The following is an 18947-nucleotide window of genomic DNA, read 5'->3' as shown; positions in this document are numbered from 1 at the left end:
GTCAGCCTTTAGTGCATAAATCACTTTTTAGCGTCTTATCAAAGATACGTAAAACCGCGGCTTGCGTATCGCTGAGTTCCAATGCGAGTCGCGTCACATCAGGAACATCGGCATAATCACATAATCTCGCGACAAAACCAGCTGGTGCCGTCTCCAGATTAAATGTTTCTTCTGAGCACAATCGCATCAACTGGATGACCCCACTGTAAAGCCTGTAAGCATGAAGTAAGATATCTTCGTCACTCGACCTCAGAATACCTTCCTTCAAAGCAGTTTCCAGGGCTTTTCCGGTATTTTTCTTTAAAAGATTTTCATGTTTCGCCGCATGGGATAATTGATAAAACTGCGCCAGAAACTCAACATCGACCATGCCACCGCGCACGTTTTTGATATCCCAAATCGATTTGGCCTCTTTTGCCTTATGTAAGCGATCATTCATCTCAACAACGTCTGCACGCAATTTGGCGTCATCCCTTTGCTGAATGAGAACATCGTGTACGATGCCATTGATCTGCTCATTCAATTCTTTACTACCGCCAATCGCGCGAGCGCGGGTCAACGCCATATGTTCCCATGTCCAAGCATTGTCACGTTGATATTTTTCAAATGCTTCGATGCTCGTCGCTAGAGGGCCCGCCTTGCCAGATGGGCGCAGGCGCATATCAACAGGATAGGCAATACCCTCGCCTGTTGGCGCAGAAAGAGCGGCAATGAAACGTTGTGTCACACGAGAAAAATACTGGCTCACCGCTAATGGTCGCCGACCATCAGACTCCTTAGCATCATCAGCGGCTTTATAAATGAGGATCACGTCAACATCAGACGTTGGCGACATCTCCCGCCCACCTAATTTCCCCATTGCTAACACGGCAACATCCCCCCCCGGCACTTCGCCATGGGTCAGCACAATTTCTCGACGAACAGCAACCAACAAAGCTTCCAGCACAACCTCGGCAAGGGTTGTGTAGATGGCTGCGCTTTCCTCAATGGATACGGTGTTTGATAGTAGCCGTGTGCCGATCAAAAATTGCTGTTCTTGTGTAAAAACGCGTACACGGTCCAGCGTATCTTGATAATCGACGGCTTCACTAAGCGTAATTTGAAGCTGGTCCTTCATTTGCTCACGGGTTAAAACTGCCCCAAAAAAAGCTGGCTCTAAAAGGGCATCAAAGACATGAGGGTGACGGGCTATCGTTGCGGAAAGTCTTGGTGCTGATCCCATTAATTGAGCTGTTAAATCAAGAAGATGCTCGTTTTCTTTCAAGAGACTAAAAAGTTGAACCCCCGCTGGCAAGCTTTTAAGAAAATCATCAAAAGCAAAAAGCGCACGGTCCGGCTGTGTCGTTTTTGAAAGAGCAGTCAGAAGCTTATGTGCTATCTGAGTGAGCGTCTCTAACGCGCGCTTATTACGAAGGGCGCGATAATGGCCTTGATGCCAACCACGGACAATAGTGGAAACCTGTTTGACTTTTTCATAGCCCATGCCGCTGAGCGTTTCCAGCATGTCAGGATCATCTTCGCCAAGTGCAAACAAAAACCCGCTCTCATCCGCCTCTGTCTCCTGTTCAAACAATTCTCCATAATAATTCGAGACGCTTTGAAAGCAGATCAGCAAATCTTGTTCGAAATCAGCTTGGCAGTCATAACTCATCAAACGGGAGACCGCCTCAAAGCCCTCATCATCTGAAGGGAGTAAATGTGTTTGCTCGTCATTTCGCATTTGGATGCGGTGTTCTACGTTGCGAAGGAAAGTATAGTGTCGCGTTAGTTCTTCAGCAGTCGCGGCATCAATCCAACCAGCTTCAGCCAACAAGGATAACATGGAAATTGTTCCACGCACTCGAAGCGAGGGATTTCGCCCTCCCGCTATGAGCTGTTGTGTTTGGACGAAAAACTCGATCTCGCGAATTCCGCCACGACCAAGTTTCACATTATGCCCTTTAATGGCAATAACGCTGTGACCTTTATGCTGATGCATCTGGCGCTTCATAGCGTGGACATCGGTGACGGTCGCAAAGTCCATATATTTGCGCCAAATAAAGGGAGAAAGCTCTAACAAAAAAGCATCCGCCGCTTCAATATCACATGCCACAGGCCGCGCCTTGATAAAAGCGGCGCGCTCCCAGTTTTGACCCAGACTTTCATAATAAGTGAGAGCTGCCTCAGTAGAGATCGCCACAGCAGTCGCGCCCGGATCTGGTCGTAAGCGTAGGTCTGTTCGAAAAACATAACCATGCTCAGTGCGCTCATTCATGACTTTCACGATACGTTTGACAACCCGTACCATCGCAGGCTGCATTTCATAATGATCGGCACATTGAATGCGTTCAGGCTCATAAAAGATAATCAGGTCAATATCGCTTGAATAATTCAATTCTTGCGCACCATGTTTCCCCATTGCAAGAACAATAAGGCCGGACTCATACTCTGGTTTATCCGTTTTTTTCAGCTCAATTTTACCTCGTTTTTCCTCTTCAATGAGAGAAAATCTCACAGCAGATAAAAGAGCTGCATCAGCAAAATCAGCAAGCGCTTTTGTCACTTGCTCGCATGTGTAGATCTGACCAAGATCAGCAAGCGCTAGGAGCAGTGCGATTTTTCTTTTCAAATCGCGAAGGGCACGCATCACGTCGCCTTCGATAGCTCCTGCTTGCCAAACACACGCAGCCTGTTCAACCAAGCTGGCAATATTGTCATTAATTGGTGTGGCAAAAGAGTTCTGAATAAATTCAGCTTCAAGCAATAACCCATCGCGCAAATAGGGCGCATTGCTCATGACGGATTTTATAAAATCTCGTAATTTTTCGTCCGGATTAAAGTTGGCGGTTTTTTCTAAAAACTCTTGAAGCAATGCTTTTTCATAGACGTCATCTCCGGCGGGGAGCCTTTGTAAGGTTTCTCCAAACTGGCCACTTTGTGACGTCATTCAGTTTTGCTTTCCATTGGTTTGTTTTTCACCGGCAAAGTCATGTCTACAATAAGTCCAGGGGCATTGTCACCGAATGTCAGGCTGCCACCATGCAATTTAACGACTGCTGAAACAAGGCTGAGCCCAAGACCACTACCAGGTTTCGTACGACTTCGCTCCAATCGAGTGAAGCGCTTTGTCACATGCTCATAATCTTCAACGGGAATGCCCGGACCTTTGTCTTTTACACTGATGACAGCATTACCGCTGGTTTTTTCCAGCTTAACTAACACACGAGCAGGCTCAGCATTGTTATTGCTTGCATATTTGACGGCATTATCCACCAAATTGGCAACCGCCTGACTGACCAACTCGCGGCTTGCGGATATTTCAATGTGCGCGCTACTCAGGTCAGTTTCCAGCGTTACACCAACCTCTTCAGCAACGGGATCATAAAGCTCGCAGACATCTTCTATCACCGCTTTGAGGTCTACTTTTTCATCAACCCCAAGCGAGGTCCCCGCCTCCACCCTTGCGATGCGTAAGAGAGCGTCAAATGTTCTTATCAAATTGTCAGATTCAACAATGGTTCCCTCAAGAGCCTCGCGCAACTCTGCCTTGCTGGCACTTCCAGAAAGAGCATTTTCCATGCGGTTGCGCATACGGCTTAAAGGGGTTTTAAGATCGTGGGCTATATTATCTGAGACGCCTTTAAGACCCGTCATCAAGCCTTCAATGCGGTTGAGCATATTATTGACGTTAGAGGCCAGACGATCAAATTCATCACCAGAACCATCAATCGTCAAACGCTCAGACAATTTGCCGGCCACAATTTTCTGGCTTGTCTCAGACATATTATGAATGCGGCGAAGCACATGACGCCCGACCAGATACCAACTCAAAAATCCAAGCAACATAAGGGCGATAATCGCGATAAAAACAAAGCCCGATATGATCTGCTTAAATTCTTCGCGCTCCCCAACATCGCGCCCGATAACCAAATAAAACCCACCCTCAAGATCAAATATACGAACCATAGCCAGCGTGCTTTCAACCTGCCCATCGGGATCTGTTCTGTCATAGGGAAGTGGATGGATCTGATTTCTATCTAGCCTCAGAAAGTCAGGCGGCAAATTGGGAATATTGCCTGTTAAGCCGCGCCCTTGAAAATTAATAACCAGAAGGGCTGGAGCCCCCGGCTGTGTGCTTCTGCTTTGCACACGATCCAACAACCCGCGAATGCCGCGCTGCTGATAATGACTGCGCAAACCGGATATTTCGCTCTCAATGGTATCGTCAAGTTGAATGCGAAGACGTTCATTGGCTGTATAAAAAATATAGCCCGTGACGACTATCGAAAAAACGATGAAAACAGTCATATAAATGGCTGTCAATTTAAACGCTGTGGTTCTGAAAAATGCAGGAAAGCCTAATTTCACCGCACTTCCCCACCGGACTCCTTAGCGCGCAAAACATAGCCCGCCCCACGCATGGTATGTAACAAAGGCTCTTTAAATCCTTTGTCTATTTTAGAACGAAGACGGGAGATATGAACGTCGATGACATTTGTCTGAGGATCGAAATGATAATCCCACACATTCTCCAAAAGCATCGTTCTCGTGACAACATGGCCTGCGTTTTTCATCAAATATTCGAGCAAGCGATATTCACGTGGTTGGAGATTAATTGCAGTGCCTGCCCGACTTACCGCATGAGACAAACGATTGAGCTCAAGATCTGCTACTTTTAAGGCCGTATTATCTTGTGAATTGGTGCCGCGCCTTTTCACTAAAACTTCAATGCGGGCGAGTAGTTCTGAAAAAGCATAGGGTTTGGTCAGATAGTCATCCCCACCAGAGCGTAAGCCTTCCACTCTGTCATCAACCTCACCAAGGGCGGATAAAATAAGAACCGGTGTCTCGTTTTTTTCTGCCCTCAAACTTGAGATAATCGACAAGCCATCCCGTTTAGGCAACATGCGATCTATGATGAAAACATCATAATCACCATTGGCTGCGAGAAAATACCCTTCTTCCCCATCAGCAGCATGCTCTGCCACATGACCGGCTTCCTTAAGCGCTTTGGTCAGGTAACTTGCCGCCTCGGTGTCATCTTCAATCAAAAGGATACGCATGGAAATCTCATTGAATAGGTCGAACCTCTTAGAAGGTTAAACCATAGAGCTGACATAGTGTGACGCTGTTCGCAAGCATGTAGCGATCAGTCGCGGGAGAAAATACCAGCGACTGATCTGATTTTACTTAGCCCTTTTTGCTAAGAGGCATCGCAACAAATCGCGTGCCGCCATTGCCTTCAACACGCAATAACACCGCTTTCTTACCGTCTTTTTGTGCAGCATCAATCGCCTTTTTCGCGTCATCTGGTGCGGAAATCGACTTGCTGTCTATCTCGGTGATAGTATCACCATTACGCAGGCCTTTTTCTGAAAGAGGGCTATCTGGCGTGATTTCTGTGACAACAACACCCTTACCATCTTCGGCAGCTTTCAGACCCAGACCAAAGTCTTCCATCATGATTGGTTCATCTGGTTTTGCTGGGGTGTCATCAAGGCTGGCTGTTTGACTGCGCTCAGGCAAGGTGCCCAGTTTCACAGTGATGTTTTTGGTTTTTCCAAGACGAAAAACGGTCAAATCAACATCAGTTTCTGGACGAAGGCCAGCAATACGGCGGGACAAATCTTTCGGGCTTTCAATTTTGTCGCCATTCACAGCAACAATTGCATCACCGGATTTAACACCAGCTTTGCCTGCTGGTGTGTCGTCCTGTGTCGATGCGACCAAAGCACCTTCTGTATCAGCAAGACCTATGCTGTCTGCAATATCGCGTGTGATGTCTTGAATTTGCACACCTAGATAGCCGCGAACCACTTTGCCGTTGTCACGCAAATCAGCGATAACCGTTTGGGCCGTTGCAGCGGGTATAGCAAAAGCGATACCAACGTTACCGCCAGATGGTGAGAAAATCGCCGTATTGATGCCTATCACTTCGCCATTAAGATTGAACGCAGGGCCGCCAGAATTACCTTTATTTACGGCTGCATCAATTTGAAGAAAATCATCATATGGGCCTGCGCCAATGTCACGCCCACGCGCCGACACGATGCCAGCGGTTACCGTGCCACCAAGGCCAAAGGGATTACCAATCGCAACAACCCATTCTCCAACACGGCTATCTGCATCGGAAAACTTCACATAGGTATATTTGTCGCTTTTCTTCACCTTCAACACAGCAAGATCTGTTCGTGCGTCTTGACCGATAAGCTCAGCGTCAAGCTCCGTGCCCTCGTTGGTCACGACAGTAAATTCTGTTCCGCCATCAACCACATGGCTGTTGGTTACCACAAAGCCATCCTCAGAGATGAAAAATCCTGAACCTTGGCCCGTTGCAAATTTACGCTTTTTCTTGTTGTCCGGTTTTTCAGATGGCGCACTGCGGCGTTCACCAAACTCACGGAAAAATCGATTGAATGGGTGATCTTTCGGCAAATCACGAAAACCTGGAATCGCTTCAAATGGATTGACACCTGAGCCGTTCAAACCTGCGGTTTCAACTGTTGATTTCACGCGGACACTAACAACCGCTGGTGTTACTTTTTCAACGACATCAGCGAATCCCACAACCTGCTGGCCTTCAACTCTCACAGGCTCCGCAAATGCAGCCGTTGGGCCGATAGGTAGTGTTTGGCTGCCGACTAATCCGACAATACCAAGGCTTAACGTGCCGAGTAGTAGAGAACGCATACGATTTTTAAAAATGGATTTATTAGAAAGTGACATGCAAAAAAGCTCCATATTGCAGGTGGCAAACAACGTATGAGCCCTCAGGGAATCACACATTGCTTGTTGGTCGTTGCGACTATGATGCAAACAACCTTACCAACGCCTTTCAGCAATATTACATTTTCGTAATGTTCATTATTATTATTTTAATTCAATTACTTGCGTTGCCACTGCGGCCCCTTTTTCGAGCGTTTTATGGACAGGGCATTTGTCTGCAATTTCCAACAATTTTTCTCGCATAGCACTATCAATTTCACCATCAACGGTAATTAAGCGCTCAAAGCGATCAACTTTTCCGCCCTTTTCAATCATGCTCTCAGAACACTCATGGCAATCCTTCGCATAAATTTTACCGTGATTCACTTCCACTGAAATGCGGCCAATTTTAAGTTTCTTGAAGTCTGCATACATACGCAATGTCATCGCGGTGCAAGCACCCAACGAAGCGGCAAGGTAATCATAAGGACCAGGACCAGTGTCCAAGCCGCCGACTTTCACTGGCTCATCCGCAAGCAAATGATGCTTGCCTGCGCGAATAGCGTTTTGAAATTTACCTTGCCCCGTTTCTGATACCAACACGCCACCTTCGTGCTTAATATCTGCGGTTTCTTCCCCACCGACAAAGCGCGATGCCCATGCTGCAATAACAGTTGCGGCATAAGAAGCATCTTCCGCTCGAGTTAAAAGATGATCTGCATGATCAAGCGAGACAAAGCTTTTGGGGTGTTTAGCGGCAGCAAAAATCTCGGCAGCATTTTCAATGCCCACAGTTTCATCAATCGGTGAATGCATAACCATCAGCGCTTTTTTCATATCTGCTGCACTATGTGTGACGCTGGTTTTATGCAGATCATCAATGAATTGCTTTTTGATGGTGAAGGGACGACCAGCAAGTGAAAGATTAACTTCACCCTCTTTTTCTATTGTATCCAAATTAGAGCCAAAATTATGCGTAACATGATGCGCATCAGACGGTGCACCGATAGTCACCACGGCCTTGACCTCCGGCACAAGAGGGGCTGCCGCAAGAACCGCTGCACCGCCCAATGAATGACCGATCAATATTGCAGGCGCCTCATAAGACTGGCGCATGAAATCAACGGCTTTTATTAGGTCTTGAATATTGGAAGAGAAATTGGTGTTTGAGAACTCACCATCGCTAGAGCCTAGACCGGTGAAATCAAAGCGCAAAACTGCGATACCTTGAGCAGACAACTGCGAGGCGATGCGTTTGGCGGCAAAGATATCTTTTGAGCATGTAAAGCAGTGTGCAAACAACGCATAAGCACGAATAGGCCCTGTCGGTAAATCAAGCCTGCCAGCAAGCTCCGCACCAAGAGAACCGTCAAATGTTACTTTCAAGGGAGATGCCATGGTGAAATCCTATGCTTTGATTGATATTTGACACCATGAAACAAGATCATCGTGAGCAATAATTTTAGTGTCTTGACCCTAAATCGCACGATAACACAAGCCGTTCAAGTTGGTAGGCTATAGATAAAATTACAAAGCGATAGACGCCCATACCCCATCAGATTGCTGGCACGCCACACCGTTATCGCTTTCTTGCGCACCATCTATCGTTATAAATTGAATGAAATCTCGGCAACGGCGGCCATTGATAGTATATATCGGTCCACTTGTTACTTGACCAGAATGGCTCGTGTCCGGATTGCGCCACACAATGGGTACACCTCCACGTTCTTGCTGAAACGCCGTTGTTTGCGCCTGTTTAAAACGTGCTAAATCGCTCTCTTCAAGCTTCCCTATAAAAGAAGTGCCCAGAGTTTCTGTCGAAGACGTATCTTCTTCCGTTGCAACAGCATTTACTGGATTGTCGGCAACAGGCTGATTATCAACCAAAGCAGCTGCATCTATATCTGAACCTTGCGGGCTGCTCTTCGAGCATCCACTCAAAGCAACAGCAAGCAAACCAGCGACAATGAAACGACTCATTTTTATCATTCCCAAACCCTCTGTATTTTCAGTTTGAGTAGACCGCAACTAAGGCGACAATCTGAAATATTAGTGCTGAAATAATGATGATTGATTTTTACTCTTCAATATTTTGCGGCATTCGGAAGATTAATGTGGCTTTTAGCCCACCCAACCTGGAACGCCCCATCGTGAATGTGCCACTATAAGCATTCATTAAGTCGTGTACGATTGAGAGTCCAAGACCAGAACCAGGCGTGTGCTCATCAAGCCGTTCACCGCGCTTCATTGCACGTATCTGTTCAGACGCTGTCAGACCAGGTCCGTTATCCTCAATATCAAAGGCAAGCGCTTTGCCATCACTACTGACAGAAATAATAACCTCGTCTTTTGACCACTTGCAGGCATTATCAATCAAGTTTCCAAGCGCTTGCTCAAGATCTTCCCGCTCTCCTGAAAATTTCATGTTATTCGCAATGTTTATTGTGAGGTGAACATTTTTGTCTCTGTATATCTTAGACATCGCCCTCCCCAAACCTTCAACGACAGGTTTCACAGGATGAGCGGTGCTGAGCATTCCTGAGCGAGCGATAATCTGCGCCCGGTCCAGATGATAATTTACTTGTGATTGCATTGCATTGGTTTGCTCTATCACTTTTTCCGAAAGCGTGGTGTCGTAATCGTTTGCCTCATTGCGCAAGACGCTAATCGGCGTTTTAAGAGCATGCGCTAAATTTCCAACATGGGTACGAGCACGTTCGACGACCTTTTTATTAAAGCCAATCAATGCGTTAAGCTCAGCAACCAAGGGATCAATTTCTTTGGGGAATGAACCCCGCAAATCTTCCGAACGGCCTTCACGAATATCATTCAAACCATTGGTAATGCGCGACAAAGGCCGAAGCCCCCATTTGACTTGAACAAAGGTTGAAACGGCAAGAAGAAAACCAAGGGCTGCTAGGGTCAAGAAAACACGTTGGCGAAACTGCGCAACATTTTGTTTAATATCTGTGGCGTTGCCAGCCACGGCAATCAGAAATGGTTTATCACTCTCCATGCTGATCTCACGCGCAACAATACGCAAAGTGTTACCGGCTGGTCCACGCGAATAAAATGACGCAATCCCGTCTTCGTTTTGGCCTAACTTTGCTATTGTAATTTTTGGCAAGCGCTCCGCAAACAGAGATCTTGAGGCAACAATGACCTCACCAGATTGTTTTGTAATTTCCCAATACCAACCCGATAAGACCAAATCAAAATTTGGTTCTGTCAGTGTTGGCGGCTCCATGCGCATAGGATCTTCTGCTTCAGCTTGGGCAGCGACAAGAATTTTCAGATAAACATTGAGGCGTTGATCAAACCCCCGTTCAACACTTTGCTGATAAAGGCCTGACAGCAATACACCAGCAACAACAAGAGCTAAAATACTCCATAAGATGGATGAAAACAGAAGCCTGAGTGCAAGTGAATTAAACGTCATTTGGCTCGCTCAACCGATACCCCATCCCGCGCACAGTCTCTATGATGTTAATTCCCAGCTTCTTGCGAAGGCGACCTACAAACACTTCAATCGTATTAGAATCACGATCAAAATCCTGATCGTATAAATGTTCGGTGAGTTCTGTTCTTGAAACAATCCGGTCTGGATGATGCATCAAATACTTTAGAACGCGAAATTCGTGAGATGTTAGTTTGATCACATCGTTGCCATTGCTCACCCGACTTGTTTTGGCATCAAGCCTTACCGGGCCACAAACAAATTCATTCGAAGCATGACCGCTTGCTCTGCGTGTTAATGCGCGAAGCCGTGCAAGCACTTCCTCCATATGAAAGGGTTTGGCTACATAATCATCAGCGCCTGCGTCAATGCCCTGCACTTTATCGCTCCATCGATCGCGGGCGGTTAAGATAAGAACCGGCATATTGCGATCAGCGCGACGCCAGTCTTCTAATACACTGATGCCATCTTTTTTAGGTAGGCCAATATCGAGAACAACGGCGTCATATGGCTCAGTATCGCCAAGGAAATGCCCTTCTTCCCCATCAAAAACGGTATCCACCGCATAACCCGAATCAGTCAAAGCCGTTACCAACTGCCGATTTAGATCTTGATCGTCTTCCACTACTAAAATGCGCATGAGACATTAATACTCTTTGAAATTTCTATTCAATCAGCTCTTAAGCGATTTATTACCTTAGTGCATTAGGGCTGAACGATCTAGCGTCCACTTTTAGCATCAACAACTGCACGTTTTGTTTTACCGCGATGATTTATCACCGTTAATATATAGACTAAACGTCCACCACGCTTACAAAGTTGACCATTTAGAACTGTGGCATTCAAACGTTTGCTCACACGTTTTGCAATCACACCAAAGCGCTTCGCTCTGCCATGATTAATAGCCCACTGTTGCTGTGCAGGCCCCAAACAAGCCTTTGCATGCGCATGTGAAACATAAGTCACACTTGGCAGGCTTGCAGCTATCGCGAGCGATACTATGATTGCGTTAAATGTCTTCATCAACATAAAATGCCTGATTGTGACTGAATGAAAACTGAATGGCTTATATTTTAGTTATTTTATTTATTTACATTATTAACACATAAAGAAACCCAAGCAGCATTATGCTCACGAACTTGTTTGGATGTGTGAATACTATCTTCCTTAGACCAAGTGATCGGCATGAAGACATCGCAACTCAAATCAGTCGCGACGATAGCCATCGTCTGGCAAGCTGTCATTGCCATCAACAGAGATATCATCGCCACTATGTTCAGCCCGGCTTTGGCGCCGCGCAAGCAGAGAGCGCTCAAGCCGCTCCCTATAGTTTTGCAAACTGAGTATAGCATGGCGCGTTTGTCTCTCTTCATCTCGGCGCGCGTTGATATCAAGGAAAGCCTCAAAAATTTTGATAAAAGAGATAAGAAGGCCAATGAGAGACCCCATCAACGCAGGATTTGGTTTGCTGATAATCGACCGTAAAGCGCCACGACGGCACCAACGGCGCCTACCATTTGAAGAATTGCATCTGTGAGCGCCGACTGATCCACCTCACCAAGCATAATGCCAAAAGCACCACCAATACTGGCAGCAATGGCAATTAAAGCACCCCATACGGTGCGGGAAAAATACCAAGGTTTTGTTTCATTCATGAGAGTTTCCTTTCGTTGGTTTTAAAATTCAAATATCTGGGTGCGCGCGGTGCCTGGCCCTTCTGATGCGCTTACCTGTGCTACAGATATGGTTGCGCTGTTTGGCACCTCGCCAAAGTCGCTAAGCTGTAATGAGTGCTCATAAAGAGCATTGGGTACATTCGAAGACAACGAACGCAAAGGTGCATCAGCCCCTAAAATAGAGACCACATATTCTTCACTCTCCTCGCCAAGTGGTACGTCTTGAACTTCCCAAAGGTCGCCGTCGATGCGGGTTCGACGGATCCACGAGAATTCGATGTCGCCATTTTCTAGACGCGCTGCGCGCTTCAAAGAAATCCATATCACGCGGGGATAGGCTCATAGCTTTCCAGTCCAATCCACCTTCAAGCAAGAGCGGCCGGCCAGCATTTTTTGCCCCTTGAAAACTCGCTTCAAGCTCTTCTTTCAATCGATCAAATTGCTCCTCGGTGAGGTTGCCCTCTCCTCCTTGATAGACAAGCGCACCAGAAGGCCGCGCTGCATTATCTAAAAGCGCTTTATTCCATGCGCTGGCAACATTATGAATATCAAGCGCCATCTGTGCGGCTTCCAAGGGGGCAAATCCATAATGATCATCAAGGGGATGATAGAAAGAAAGATGCAGAATTGGCGCGATATCATCCAGTGTTTGATCGAAACGTATGGATTGACCTGCCAAGCCATAATCATAGGCTTGTGGCCATCCATCACTACCGGGCACAACTTTCATACGATCAGGCCTCAAGGCATGAAGTTCACGAAGATCTTCACCAATCTGCACACCCTCAATATAGGCATTGCCTGCAATGAGGAGATTGCAAACAAGAGCCTCAATCAATTCACAGCCTGATTGTCGTTCATTAGGATTTTTCAAGACGTCCAAAATAGGATGATCATCAAGGCGATCCCCATTTTCACTTACCATCCACGGAACAGACGCCGCCGCTTCAGCCACCATACGCACGGCTCGAAACGCAATCACATTGCGGGTGAAGCCTTCACGGGCGAGTGAGGCGTAGTCACGCGTCGTCCAAACTGGTTGTCCATTTGATTGTAGATAAACCATCGGGCCGGTTTGCGATGCTTTGGTGTCGAGCGTTTCCATCTTGCCATGCGCAAGGGGCCCTGCGCCTTTCAAGCGTTTTTCAAAAAATCCCATTTGTTTTCCTGTTGGTTTAGATCACATACGCCGAATTTTCGGATCGGCTTCCGGTTTCAACATGAGTTCGTGCAACGCCCAAACAAGCGCATCCAGTCGGTCGGGTGATCGGCCTGACGACAACCCTTCAAGGCCAAAATCACACATCTCATCTTCACGTTTCGACAGGCTACCCATATGGCGCACAAGCCCGCGCTCATAAAGATATGATACAGGCTCTGCGCGACTATATTTCCCGCGCGATGCCCTAACCGCTTTCACGGGGACCGTTTTATCGACCTGCGCCAAAATAGTATTGACCATTTCGCCGCCCTGATTGACCTCGGCTAAAACCAGATCGGCTTGATAGCGATGATAAAGCTCAACGGCGCGACTTGCCCATTCAGTCGGGGTCACCGAGCGCTTGCTTCCGTCGGCTAAAACATAACCAATGCCCTGCTCATCCACACCAGCCACAATCAAACCACAAGCATCGGATTTTGCGTGCGATGTTGCCGGCGGATCAATTGCAACAACAACACGGGCAAGCGGTGGTGCTATAGCGATTTTTAGTTTCTCAATTTGGTCGCGTTGCCAAAGCGCATCTTCGCGATCTTCAATCAATTCGCCATCAAGTTCCTGACGTCCAAGCCGCGTGCCGCCATAACGAGCACGCACTGTATCTATAAAATCAGGAGCCAAATTCGTTGCATTAGCCATCGTTGTAGCTTTTGAAAGCCTTGTTCGTTCATCAGCCAAAAGCCGCTTCAAAAGCGGTATAGGGCGTGGCGTGGTGGTTACAATTTGGCGCGGGCGTTCACCAAGCCTCAGGCCGAACTGAAGCATATCCCATGTTGCTTCCGCATGGCGCCACTTACACAGCTCATCACTCCACGCCACATCAAATTGCGGCCCGCGAAGACTGTCTGGGTCTTCAGCAGAAAAAATTTGTGCAATCGCGCCATTTTTCCACTCGAGCTGTCCTTTTGTCTTTTTCCATTCTGGACGCTCGCTTTTGGGATGAATGCGAAGAATGCCGGATTCACCTTCAATCATCACATCGCGCACATCGCCAAGTGTCTCGCCAATCAAAGCAATACGGCCAACGGATCGACCGCAAAAAGGCGGTTTGCCAAGCGCCATTCCGCGCACCCATTCTGCACCAGCGCGTGTTTTGCCAGCGCCTCTGCCGCCCATGATGAGCCAGACCAACCGATCACCTAGAGGTGGCAATTGATCTTCACGAGCCCAGATAGGCCAGTCAAAAAGTAGTGCTGCCAGATCAGCTGATGAAAAACTCTCAAGTAGATCACTCAGTTTTCCCTTTCGGGCACACGCGCTCAAGTCGTCGCGCAAGTTCCTCACGAAGGCGCTCAAGATCTACCTCTTTGTTCTGGTTTCTGTTCTGGCCCTCATTTTCTTGTCGCAAGTCAATCAGTTTTTCTAATGTACGAGCGAGCGAGCCAAGGGTTCGCGCATCTTTTTCATTGACGCCCTCGTCACCAGCGAGTGCGAGATGCGTCTCGAACTCACGCATTTGGCAATCAAAGACCTTGTACAGCCTATCAATCAGCGCTTTACGATTGGATCCATTTTCTAGTTGGTTGTGATCTTTGAACCGCTTAGGCCGCATGCCATTGCGTAACACCCAGTTTTCATCCTGCGCTCTTTTGTAAAGAGCCACACTGTTAATGCCGTGAGCGGCACATATATCCTTCACCGTTTTCAGTTTTGCCTCATAATCCTCCCTAACCTTCTGCCAGTCCGTCATTCTTGAGGCGCAGTCCTTTCAAGATTGTTCGCACAAACGAAAACAGCCGATGCATTTTTCAATGCAATCGACTGTTTTAATGTGAAATAAGAGCTGTAAATTCATTGTCACAAAACGTCCCTTTGATCTAAGGACACTTCTGCGACTGTATGAATGTTCTACCAAAACACCGTTACGGTGCCAAGGAAATAATTCCTATTTTCTTTGTTTTATTTCTTCACCATCATTATCACTCTTTGCGAATGGGTCCTCTTCAGGCCATCGAACAAGATAATTCTCGTAGTCTTCTACATCGACCCCTTCTTCGCTCACGGTCATACCACGCACAGAGATACCTGCCATATGCACACTATCTGGATCGCCTGAAACCAACGGGTGCCACCAATAGAGGTCTTTGTTTTCGCTCACCAACCGATAACCGCAAGTAGCCGGCAACCAGGTTAAAGTGCGCACAGTTTCAGGGGTTAACTGGATACAATCAGGCACCAATGTTGATCGATTTGGGTAGTCACTACACTGACATGTCTCATCATTAAGCAGCGAACAAGCAACATTTGTCCAAATAATCTCACCTGTATCTTCGCTCTCAAGTTTATTTAGACAGCATCGACCACATCCATCACACAAAGATTCCCATTGCGTTATGGACATTTCTTCCAATGTGAGGGTCTGCCAAAAGGACTTTTCTTGCATTAATTATCTTCTGAAGTTTGTGAATTCACATCTGGTAAATTGGATCAGAAAGGCTTATTTACATTCTGTTAATAAAATTTGGAAGAGTTGATTACTGTGAAAGACCCTTTTTCGCAAAACCGGCGCAGTCGATTTGGTATGCGCCTTTTGGAGTTAGATAGCGCTATTGATGGTAGCCTTTTCTCAGGATTTGGCTGGCTGTCGAATTTATATGCGAGTTTCTCAGTATTCATGCGTCGCTTCCGGGTTCATGGTTGGCAAAAATTACCAGTTGAACTTGGTAATGAAACGCTAACTTGGGGCACTGTTGGTATGGTGTTGATGTTGGCTCTGGCGCAGCCTGCCTTTGATGAAACAACTGCAGACTGGCGCAAACAAGATGATTACTCGGTGACATTTGTTGACCGCTCAGGCAACGTCCTTGGTCGCCGTGGCGTATTACAAAATAAGCCAATTGATCTTGATCGTTTACCTGATCATGTTGTTAAGGCGACACTTGCCACAGAAGATCGTCGTTTCTTCTCGCATTTTGGTGTCGATATTATCGGAATTTCACGCGCTTTTGCGACCAATGTAAAAGCGGGTGGTGTTGTCGAGGGCGGCTCCTCAATCACGCAACAAGTGGCAAAAAATATCTTTCTCAGCAATGAGCGCACATTAACACGCAAGGTGAAGGAAGCCTTTCTTGCTTTATGGCTTGAAGCCAATCTCACCAAGAAAGAGATTCTCGAACTTTATTTCAACCGTGCTTACCTCGGCGGTGGAGCCTTTGGCATTCCGGCAGCAGCAGAATTTTATTTTGATAAAGATTACGCTGATCTGACACTAGCCGAATCTGCCATGTTGTCTGGCCTGTTTAAAGCGCCGACTAACTTCGCACCACATATCAACCTTGGCGCCGCGCGCGAGCGTGCTAATGAGGTTTTGACAAATATGGTTCAAGCAGGGTTTCTAACCGAGGGGCAGGTTCTTTCTGCTCGCCAAAAACCTGCAAGAGCTGTGAATAGAAAACAAGAACAACGGCCTGATTATTTCCTTGACTGGGCTTACACGCAGGTTTTGGATCTCAAGATTGAAAGCGACCGCGTTTTAACCGTCGTTACAGCACTTGATCCCGCATTACAAAACAAGACGGAAACAACAATAAATCAATACCTCTTAGAAAATGGCAAAGAATTCAATATCAGCCAAGGGGCATCCGTCATTATGACTCCAGACGGCTTTGTACGGGCAATGGTTGGCGGGCGCGACTATGGACAGAGCCAGTTCAACCGAGCGGTCGATGCATTACGCTCTCCCGGCTCAACATTCAAACCGTTCGTTTATGCCGCTGCCATGGAAAATGGCTATAACGCACAATCGGTGATGACTGATCGTTATGTGCAATATGGTAACTGGTCACCAAAGAATTATACGCGTAGCTATGCAGGTCGCGTCACACTGACTACGGCTCTCGTAAAATCGATCAATACCATTCCTGTTCAGCTTGCTCAGATTGTTGGTGGTTCCAAGGTTATTAAGAAAACAAAAGCCATGGGAGTTACAAGTCCATTGCGGAACAACCCAAGCTTACCCATCGGCACATCTGAAGTGTCGGTTATTGATATGACTGCTGGTTATTCTGTTTTTGCCAATGGAGGATACAAAGCCCCTCCTAAAGCGGTTTTACGGATTTATGATTCACGCGGTGATTTGATCTTAGATAACAGCTCAAAGACTAAGACCGAGCGCGTTTTAAAGCCTAACGCTGTGGCATCAATGAATGAAATTCTGTCTCAAGTACCCGAATGGGGAACCGGACGGCGCGCGAAACTTGATGATCGTGTTACAGCAGGCAAAACAGGCACCACTCAATCATATCGTGATGCATGGTTTGTTGGATATACTGGTAATTATGTCGGCGCTGTTTGGTATGGCAATGACGACTACAGCCCCACAAAACGCTTAACCGGTGGCCGTCTGCCAGCCATGACATGGAAAGAAGTCATGGCATTTGCTCATCAAGGCGTTGATGAAAAACCAATTCCTTTCCTCAATAAAGATGGATCGAATGAAAAACAAATTGTTGATATCATCGCAGAAAACGAGAACAAAACAATTGAGCCGCTTCAAGAAACCAAGGCACTTTCTTCGAAATCAACAGACGTTTTGCAAGGAATTGGCAAGCTTTTGAAAAACAAAACAAAACCGCTTACTACCGCTTTCATCCCTCTGAAAAAAACAACCGGCAATGGCTTAAAGGTAATTGCTGGTGAGTTCTAGGCTGGAATAATGCTACACGCATTTTCATTTATTTTGACATGCATAGCCGCGTGCATAATAGGCATTGGTTCAGCATGGACTATCCTGGATGGCGATCTTAAATTTAATAAAGTCACTCTTGGACAATGGGGAGTATGGCCCCTCGCCGGAGAAATTGGAGCCGACCCCTACACCAAAGCATATTTATCCCGACAGGGCACCGTATGGATGGGCGTAACCGAAGGCCTTATTCTGACTGCCAGCGATGATAATGACAAAACTCAATTAAGCGGGCTATGTATCTATACTTTAGAAGGTAAAATACCACGTGGTCGCTTATGGACCCTGACTACTGAAACCAAGTCAACGCCTACACCTACACCAACAAAAAAGAACATCCGCCAAGTTCACTACATTACATCCAATGACACGGTATGGGAGGAAGACGGACGACTGATCATCACTGTTTCTCAAAAGGTACAGCCAGGGAACTGGCTTCAAGTCGACAGCGATGACAATTTTAACTTGGTACTTAGAATATATGACACGCCACTTACCAGTGGAGCATTAGATAATGCCATTGTTACGCCCTCTATCTCCAAAGGAGATTGTTCGTGATCACTCTATTGCGCACTCTGGTCTTGTTTGTTCTATTGACTGGCTTGGTCCATATTTTTTCTATTGTTGCAACGCCATTTTTCGCAGAGCAAAAGGTGTGGCAAAGGGTCGTTGAATTTACACAACCGCGCAAACTGGCCGCTATAAAAAATCACGAAAAAGCTGCTGCTATTTTAGGGCAAGCAGATCCAGCCATGGCCTATGCCGTTTGTCATTTCTTGCTCGAAGATGGCCCCGTCACCCTCACGGCTGAGGGACCTACATCATTTTGGAGCGTGACACTTTTCAATAAAGATGCAGAAATAATATACAGTCTGAACGATGATGCATCGCAAACAAGTCAACTCAATTTATCCATTCTTCATAAAAGCATCAATGCAGAAACTACTGATAACATTCCAGAAGACAACACCTCACCTGTTCAAAAAGAAGAGCTTATTCCCACACCTATTGTTCCGCCAAATCCCGATGAGCCTGAAGAGCCTGAAGAACAAGAATTAGTAGAAGTTGACCTTAATGAAGAGGACGGAAACATCATACAGGCACGTGTCAGTGAAAATGAGGTGTTTGCCGTCTTAAAAATATTTAAAGCCACACGTCATCATAGAAAACTTATAGAAGAGACCATTGAAGCTGCTCAATGTAAGTAAGTTCAGAATATATTTTAAG

At 46.5% G+C, this 18947-nt stretch carries 19 protein-coding genes; 3 read left to right on the top strand and 16 right to left on the bottom strand.

What is annotated here, in order from left to right; genetic code table 11:
• Position 1 precedes the first annotated feature (1 nt).
• The 16 genes from ABJ081_07760 to ABJ081_07685 all read right to left on the bottom strand — a co-directional run bounded on the left by ABJ081_07760 (position 2) and on the right by ABJ081_07685 (position 15419).
• On the bottom strand, positions 2 to 2926 hold the full coding sequence (locus ABJ081_07760) for a bifunctional [glutamine synthetase] adenylyltransferase/[glutamine synthetase]-adenylyl-L-tyrosine phosphorylase (GenBank protein ID MEP6356562.1): 2925 nt from the start codon (positions 2924 to 2926) through the stop codon (positions 2 to 4).
• A complete protein-coding gene (locus tag ABJ081_07755; protein ID MEP6356561.1) occupies positions 2923 to 4287 on the bottom strand; it encodes a HAMP domain-containing sensor histidine kinase in 1365 nt (454 codons plus the stop codon). Before ABJ081_07755 ends, ABJ081_07760 begins: the two co-directional genes overlap by 4 nt.
• A 56-nt stretch (positions 4288 to 4343) precedes the next feature.
• Entirely contained in the window at positions 4344 to 5042 is a 699-nt protein-coding gene (locus ABJ081_07750; protein MEP6356560.1) for a response regulator transcription factor, read from the bottom strand.
• A 127-nt stretch (positions 5043 to 5169) separates the two neighbouring features.
• Positions 5170 to 6705, bottom strand: coding sequence for a Do family serine endopeptidase (locus tag ABJ081_07745; GenBank protein MEP6356559.1), 1536 nt, complete (start codon positions 6703 to 6705; stop codon positions 5170 to 5172).
• A 144-nt stretch (positions 6706 to 6849) separates the two neighbouring features.
• Entirely contained in the window at positions 6850 to 8082 is a 1233-nt protein-coding gene (locus tag ABJ081_07740) for an alpha/beta fold hydrolase (GenBank protein ID MEP6356558.1), read from the bottom strand.
• A 129-nt stretch (positions 8083 to 8211) separates the two neighbouring features.
• Positions 8212 to 8664, bottom strand: a complete 453-nt coding sequence (locus ABJ081_07735) for an RT0821/Lpp0805 family surface protein (GenBank protein MEP6356557.1) — start codon at positions 8662 to 8664, stop codon at positions 8212 to 8214.
• Between the two features lie 97 nt (positions 8665 to 8761).
• Positions 8762 to 10123 (bottom strand): ATP-binding protein, encoded by a 1362-nt coding sequence (locus ABJ081_07730; GenBank protein MEP6356556.1) that lies wholly within the window; start codon positions 10121 to 10123, stop codon positions 8762 to 8764.
• Positions 10113 to 10781, bottom strand: coding sequence for a response regulator transcription factor (locus ABJ081_07725; protein MEP6356555.1), 669 nt, complete (start codon positions 10779 to 10781; stop codon positions 10113 to 10115). Before ABJ081_07725 ends, ABJ081_07730 begins: the two co-directional genes overlap by 11 nt.
• An 80-nt stretch (positions 10782 to 10861) precedes the next feature.
• Positions 10862 to 11164 carry a hypothetical protein gene (locus ABJ081_07720; GenBank protein MEP6356554.1) on the bottom strand — a complete coding sequence of 101 codons (303 nt, stop codon included), beginning with the start codon at positions 11162 to 11164 and terminating at the stop codon, positions 10862 to 10864.
• A gap of 183 nt (positions 11165 to 11347) precedes the next feature.
• Positions 11348 to 11590 (bottom strand): hypothetical protein, encoded by a 243-nt coding sequence (locus ABJ081_07715; GenBank protein ID MEP6356553.1) that lies wholly within the window; start codon positions 11588 to 11590, stop codon positions 11348 to 11350.
• Positions 11590 to 11796, bottom strand: coding sequence for a hypothetical protein (locus ABJ081_07710; GenBank protein ID MEP6356552.1), 207 nt, complete (start codon positions 11794 to 11796; stop codon positions 11590 to 11592). The genes ABJ081_07715 and ABJ081_07710 overlap by 1 nt, the downstream gene beginning before the upstream one ends.
• Before the next feature lie 21 nt (positions 11797 to 11817).
• Entirely contained in the window at positions 11818 to 12006 is a 189-nt protein-coding gene (locus ABJ081_07705; GenBank protein ID MEP6356551.1) for a hypothetical protein, read from the bottom strand.
• Positions 12007 to 12013: 7 nt separating this feature from the next.
• Complete coding sequence (locus ABJ081_07700; protein MEP6356550.1) at positions 12014 to 12976, bottom strand: phage portal protein; 963 nt, start codon at positions 12974 to 12976, stop codon at positions 12014 to 12016.
• A gap of 21 nt (positions 12977 to 12997) precedes the next feature.
• Positions 12998 to 14272: a terminase family protein gene (locus tag ABJ081_07695; GenBank protein MEP6356549.1), complete on the bottom strand. Its 1275-nt coding sequence runs from the start codon at positions 14270 to 14272 to the stop codon at positions 12998 to 13000.
• Positions 14265 to 14726: a hypothetical protein gene (locus tag ABJ081_07690; GenBank protein MEP6356548.1), complete on the bottom strand. Its 462-nt coding sequence runs from the start codon at positions 14724 to 14726 to the stop codon at positions 14265 to 14267. The genes ABJ081_07695 and ABJ081_07690 overlap by 8 nt, the downstream gene beginning before the upstream one ends.
• A 195-nt stretch (positions 14727 to 14921) precedes the next feature.
• Positions 14922 to 15419 (bottom strand): YcgN family cysteine cluster protein, encoded by a 498-nt coding sequence (locus ABJ081_07685; GenBank protein MEP6356547.1) that lies wholly within the window; start codon positions 15417 to 15419, stop codon positions 14922 to 14924.
• Between the two features lie 96 nt (positions 15420 to 15515).
• Here ABJ081_07685 and ABJ081_07680 point away from each other — a divergent pair, with 96 nt between their 5' ends.
• Genes ABJ081_07680 through ABJ081_07670 form a run of 3 tightly spaced genes read left to right on the top strand, consistent with a single transcriptional unit; the run spans position 15516 to position 18928 of the window.
• A complete protein-coding gene (locus tag ABJ081_07680; GenBank protein MEP6356546.1) occupies positions 15516 to 17681 on the top strand; it encodes a PBP1A family penicillin-binding protein in 2166 nt (721 codons plus the stop codon).
• Between the two features lie 9 nt (positions 17682 to 17690).
• Positions 17691 to 18278, top strand: a complete 588-nt coding sequence (locus ABJ081_07675; GenBank protein ID MEP6356545.1) for a DUF1214 domain-containing protein — start codon at positions 17691 to 17693, stop codon at positions 18276 to 18278.
• Positions 18275 to 18928, top strand: coding sequence for a hypothetical protein (locus tag ABJ081_07670; protein MEP6356544.1), 654 nt, complete (start codon positions 18275 to 18277; stop codon positions 18926 to 18928). The genes ABJ081_07675 and ABJ081_07670 overlap by 4 nt, the downstream gene beginning before the upstream one ends.
• The last annotated feature ends 19 nt before the right edge of the window (positions 18929 to 18947 follow it).

The organism is Hyphomicrobiales bacterium (assembly GCA_039989895.1).
GTDB lineage: Bacteria > Pseudomonadota > Alphaproteobacteria > Rhizobiales > JACESI01 > JACESI01.
This window is presented reverse-complemented; position numbering and strand designations above follow the sequence as displayed.

What these genes read in the sequence shown, in the direction of transcription:
- ABJ081_07760 (MEP6356562.1), bottom strand. Translation starts at nt 2,926, where the DNA reads ATGACGTCACAAAGTGGCCAGTTTGGAGAAACCTTACAAAGGCTCCCC.
- ABJ081_07755 (MEP6356561.1), bottom strand. Translation starts at nt 4,287, where the DNA reads ATGACTGTTTTCATCGTTTTTTCGATAGTCGTCACGGGCTATATTTTT.
- ABJ081_07750 (MEP6356560.1), bottom strand. Translation starts at nt 5,042, where the DNA reads ATGCGTATCCTTTTGATTGAAGATGACACCGAGGCGGCAAGTTACCTG.
- ABJ081_07745 (MEP6356559.1), bottom strand. Translation starts at nt 6,705, where the DNA reads ATGTCACTTTCTAATAAATCCATTTTTAAAAATCGTATGCGTTCTCTA.
- ABJ081_07740 (MEP6356558.1), bottom strand. Translation starts at nt 8,082, where the DNA reads ATGGCATCTCCCTTGAAAGTAACATTTGACGGTTCTCTTGGTGCGGAG.
- ABJ081_07735 (MEP6356557.1), bottom strand. Translation starts at nt 8,664, where the DNA reads ATGAGTCGTTTCATTGTCGCTGGTTTGCTTGCTGTTGCTTTGAGTGGA.
- ABJ081_07730 (MEP6356556.1), bottom strand. Translation starts at nt 10,123, where the DNA reads ATGACGTTTAATTCACTTGCACTCAGGCTTCTGTTTTCATCCATCTTA.
- ABJ081_07725 (MEP6356555.1), bottom strand. Translation starts at nt 10,781, where the DNA reads ATGCGCATTTTAGTAGTGGAAGACGATCAAGATCTAAATCGGCAGTTG.
- ABJ081_07720 (MEP6356554.1), bottom strand. Translation starts at nt 11,164, where the DNA reads ATGAAGACATTTAACGCAATCATAGTATCGCTCGCGATAGCTGCAAGC.
- ABJ081_07715 (MEP6356553.1), bottom strand. Translation starts at nt 11,590, where the DNA reads ATGGGGTCTCTCATTGGCCTTCTTATCTCTTTTATCAAAATTTTTGAG.
- ABJ081_07710 (MEP6356552.1), bottom strand. Translation starts at nt 11,796, where the DNA reads ATGAATGAAACAAAACCTTGGTATTTTTCCCGCACCGTATGGGGTGCT.
- ABJ081_07700 (MEP6356550.1), bottom strand. Translation starts at nt 12,976, where the DNA reads ATGGGATTTTTTGAAAAACGCTTGAAAGGCGCAGGGCCCCTTGCGCAT.
- ABJ081_07690 (MEP6356548.1), bottom strand. Translation starts at nt 14,726, where the DNA reads ATGACGGACTGGCAGAAGGTTAGGGAGGATTATGAGGCAAAACTGAAA.
- ABJ081_07685 (MEP6356547.1), bottom strand. Translation starts at nt 15,419, where the DNA reads ATGCAAGAAAAGTCCTTTTGGCAGACCCTCACATTGGAAGAAATGTCC.
- ABJ081_07675 (MEP6356545.1), top strand. Translation starts at nt 17,691, where the DNA reads ATGCTACACGCATTTTCATTTATTTTGACATGCATAGCCGCGTGCATA.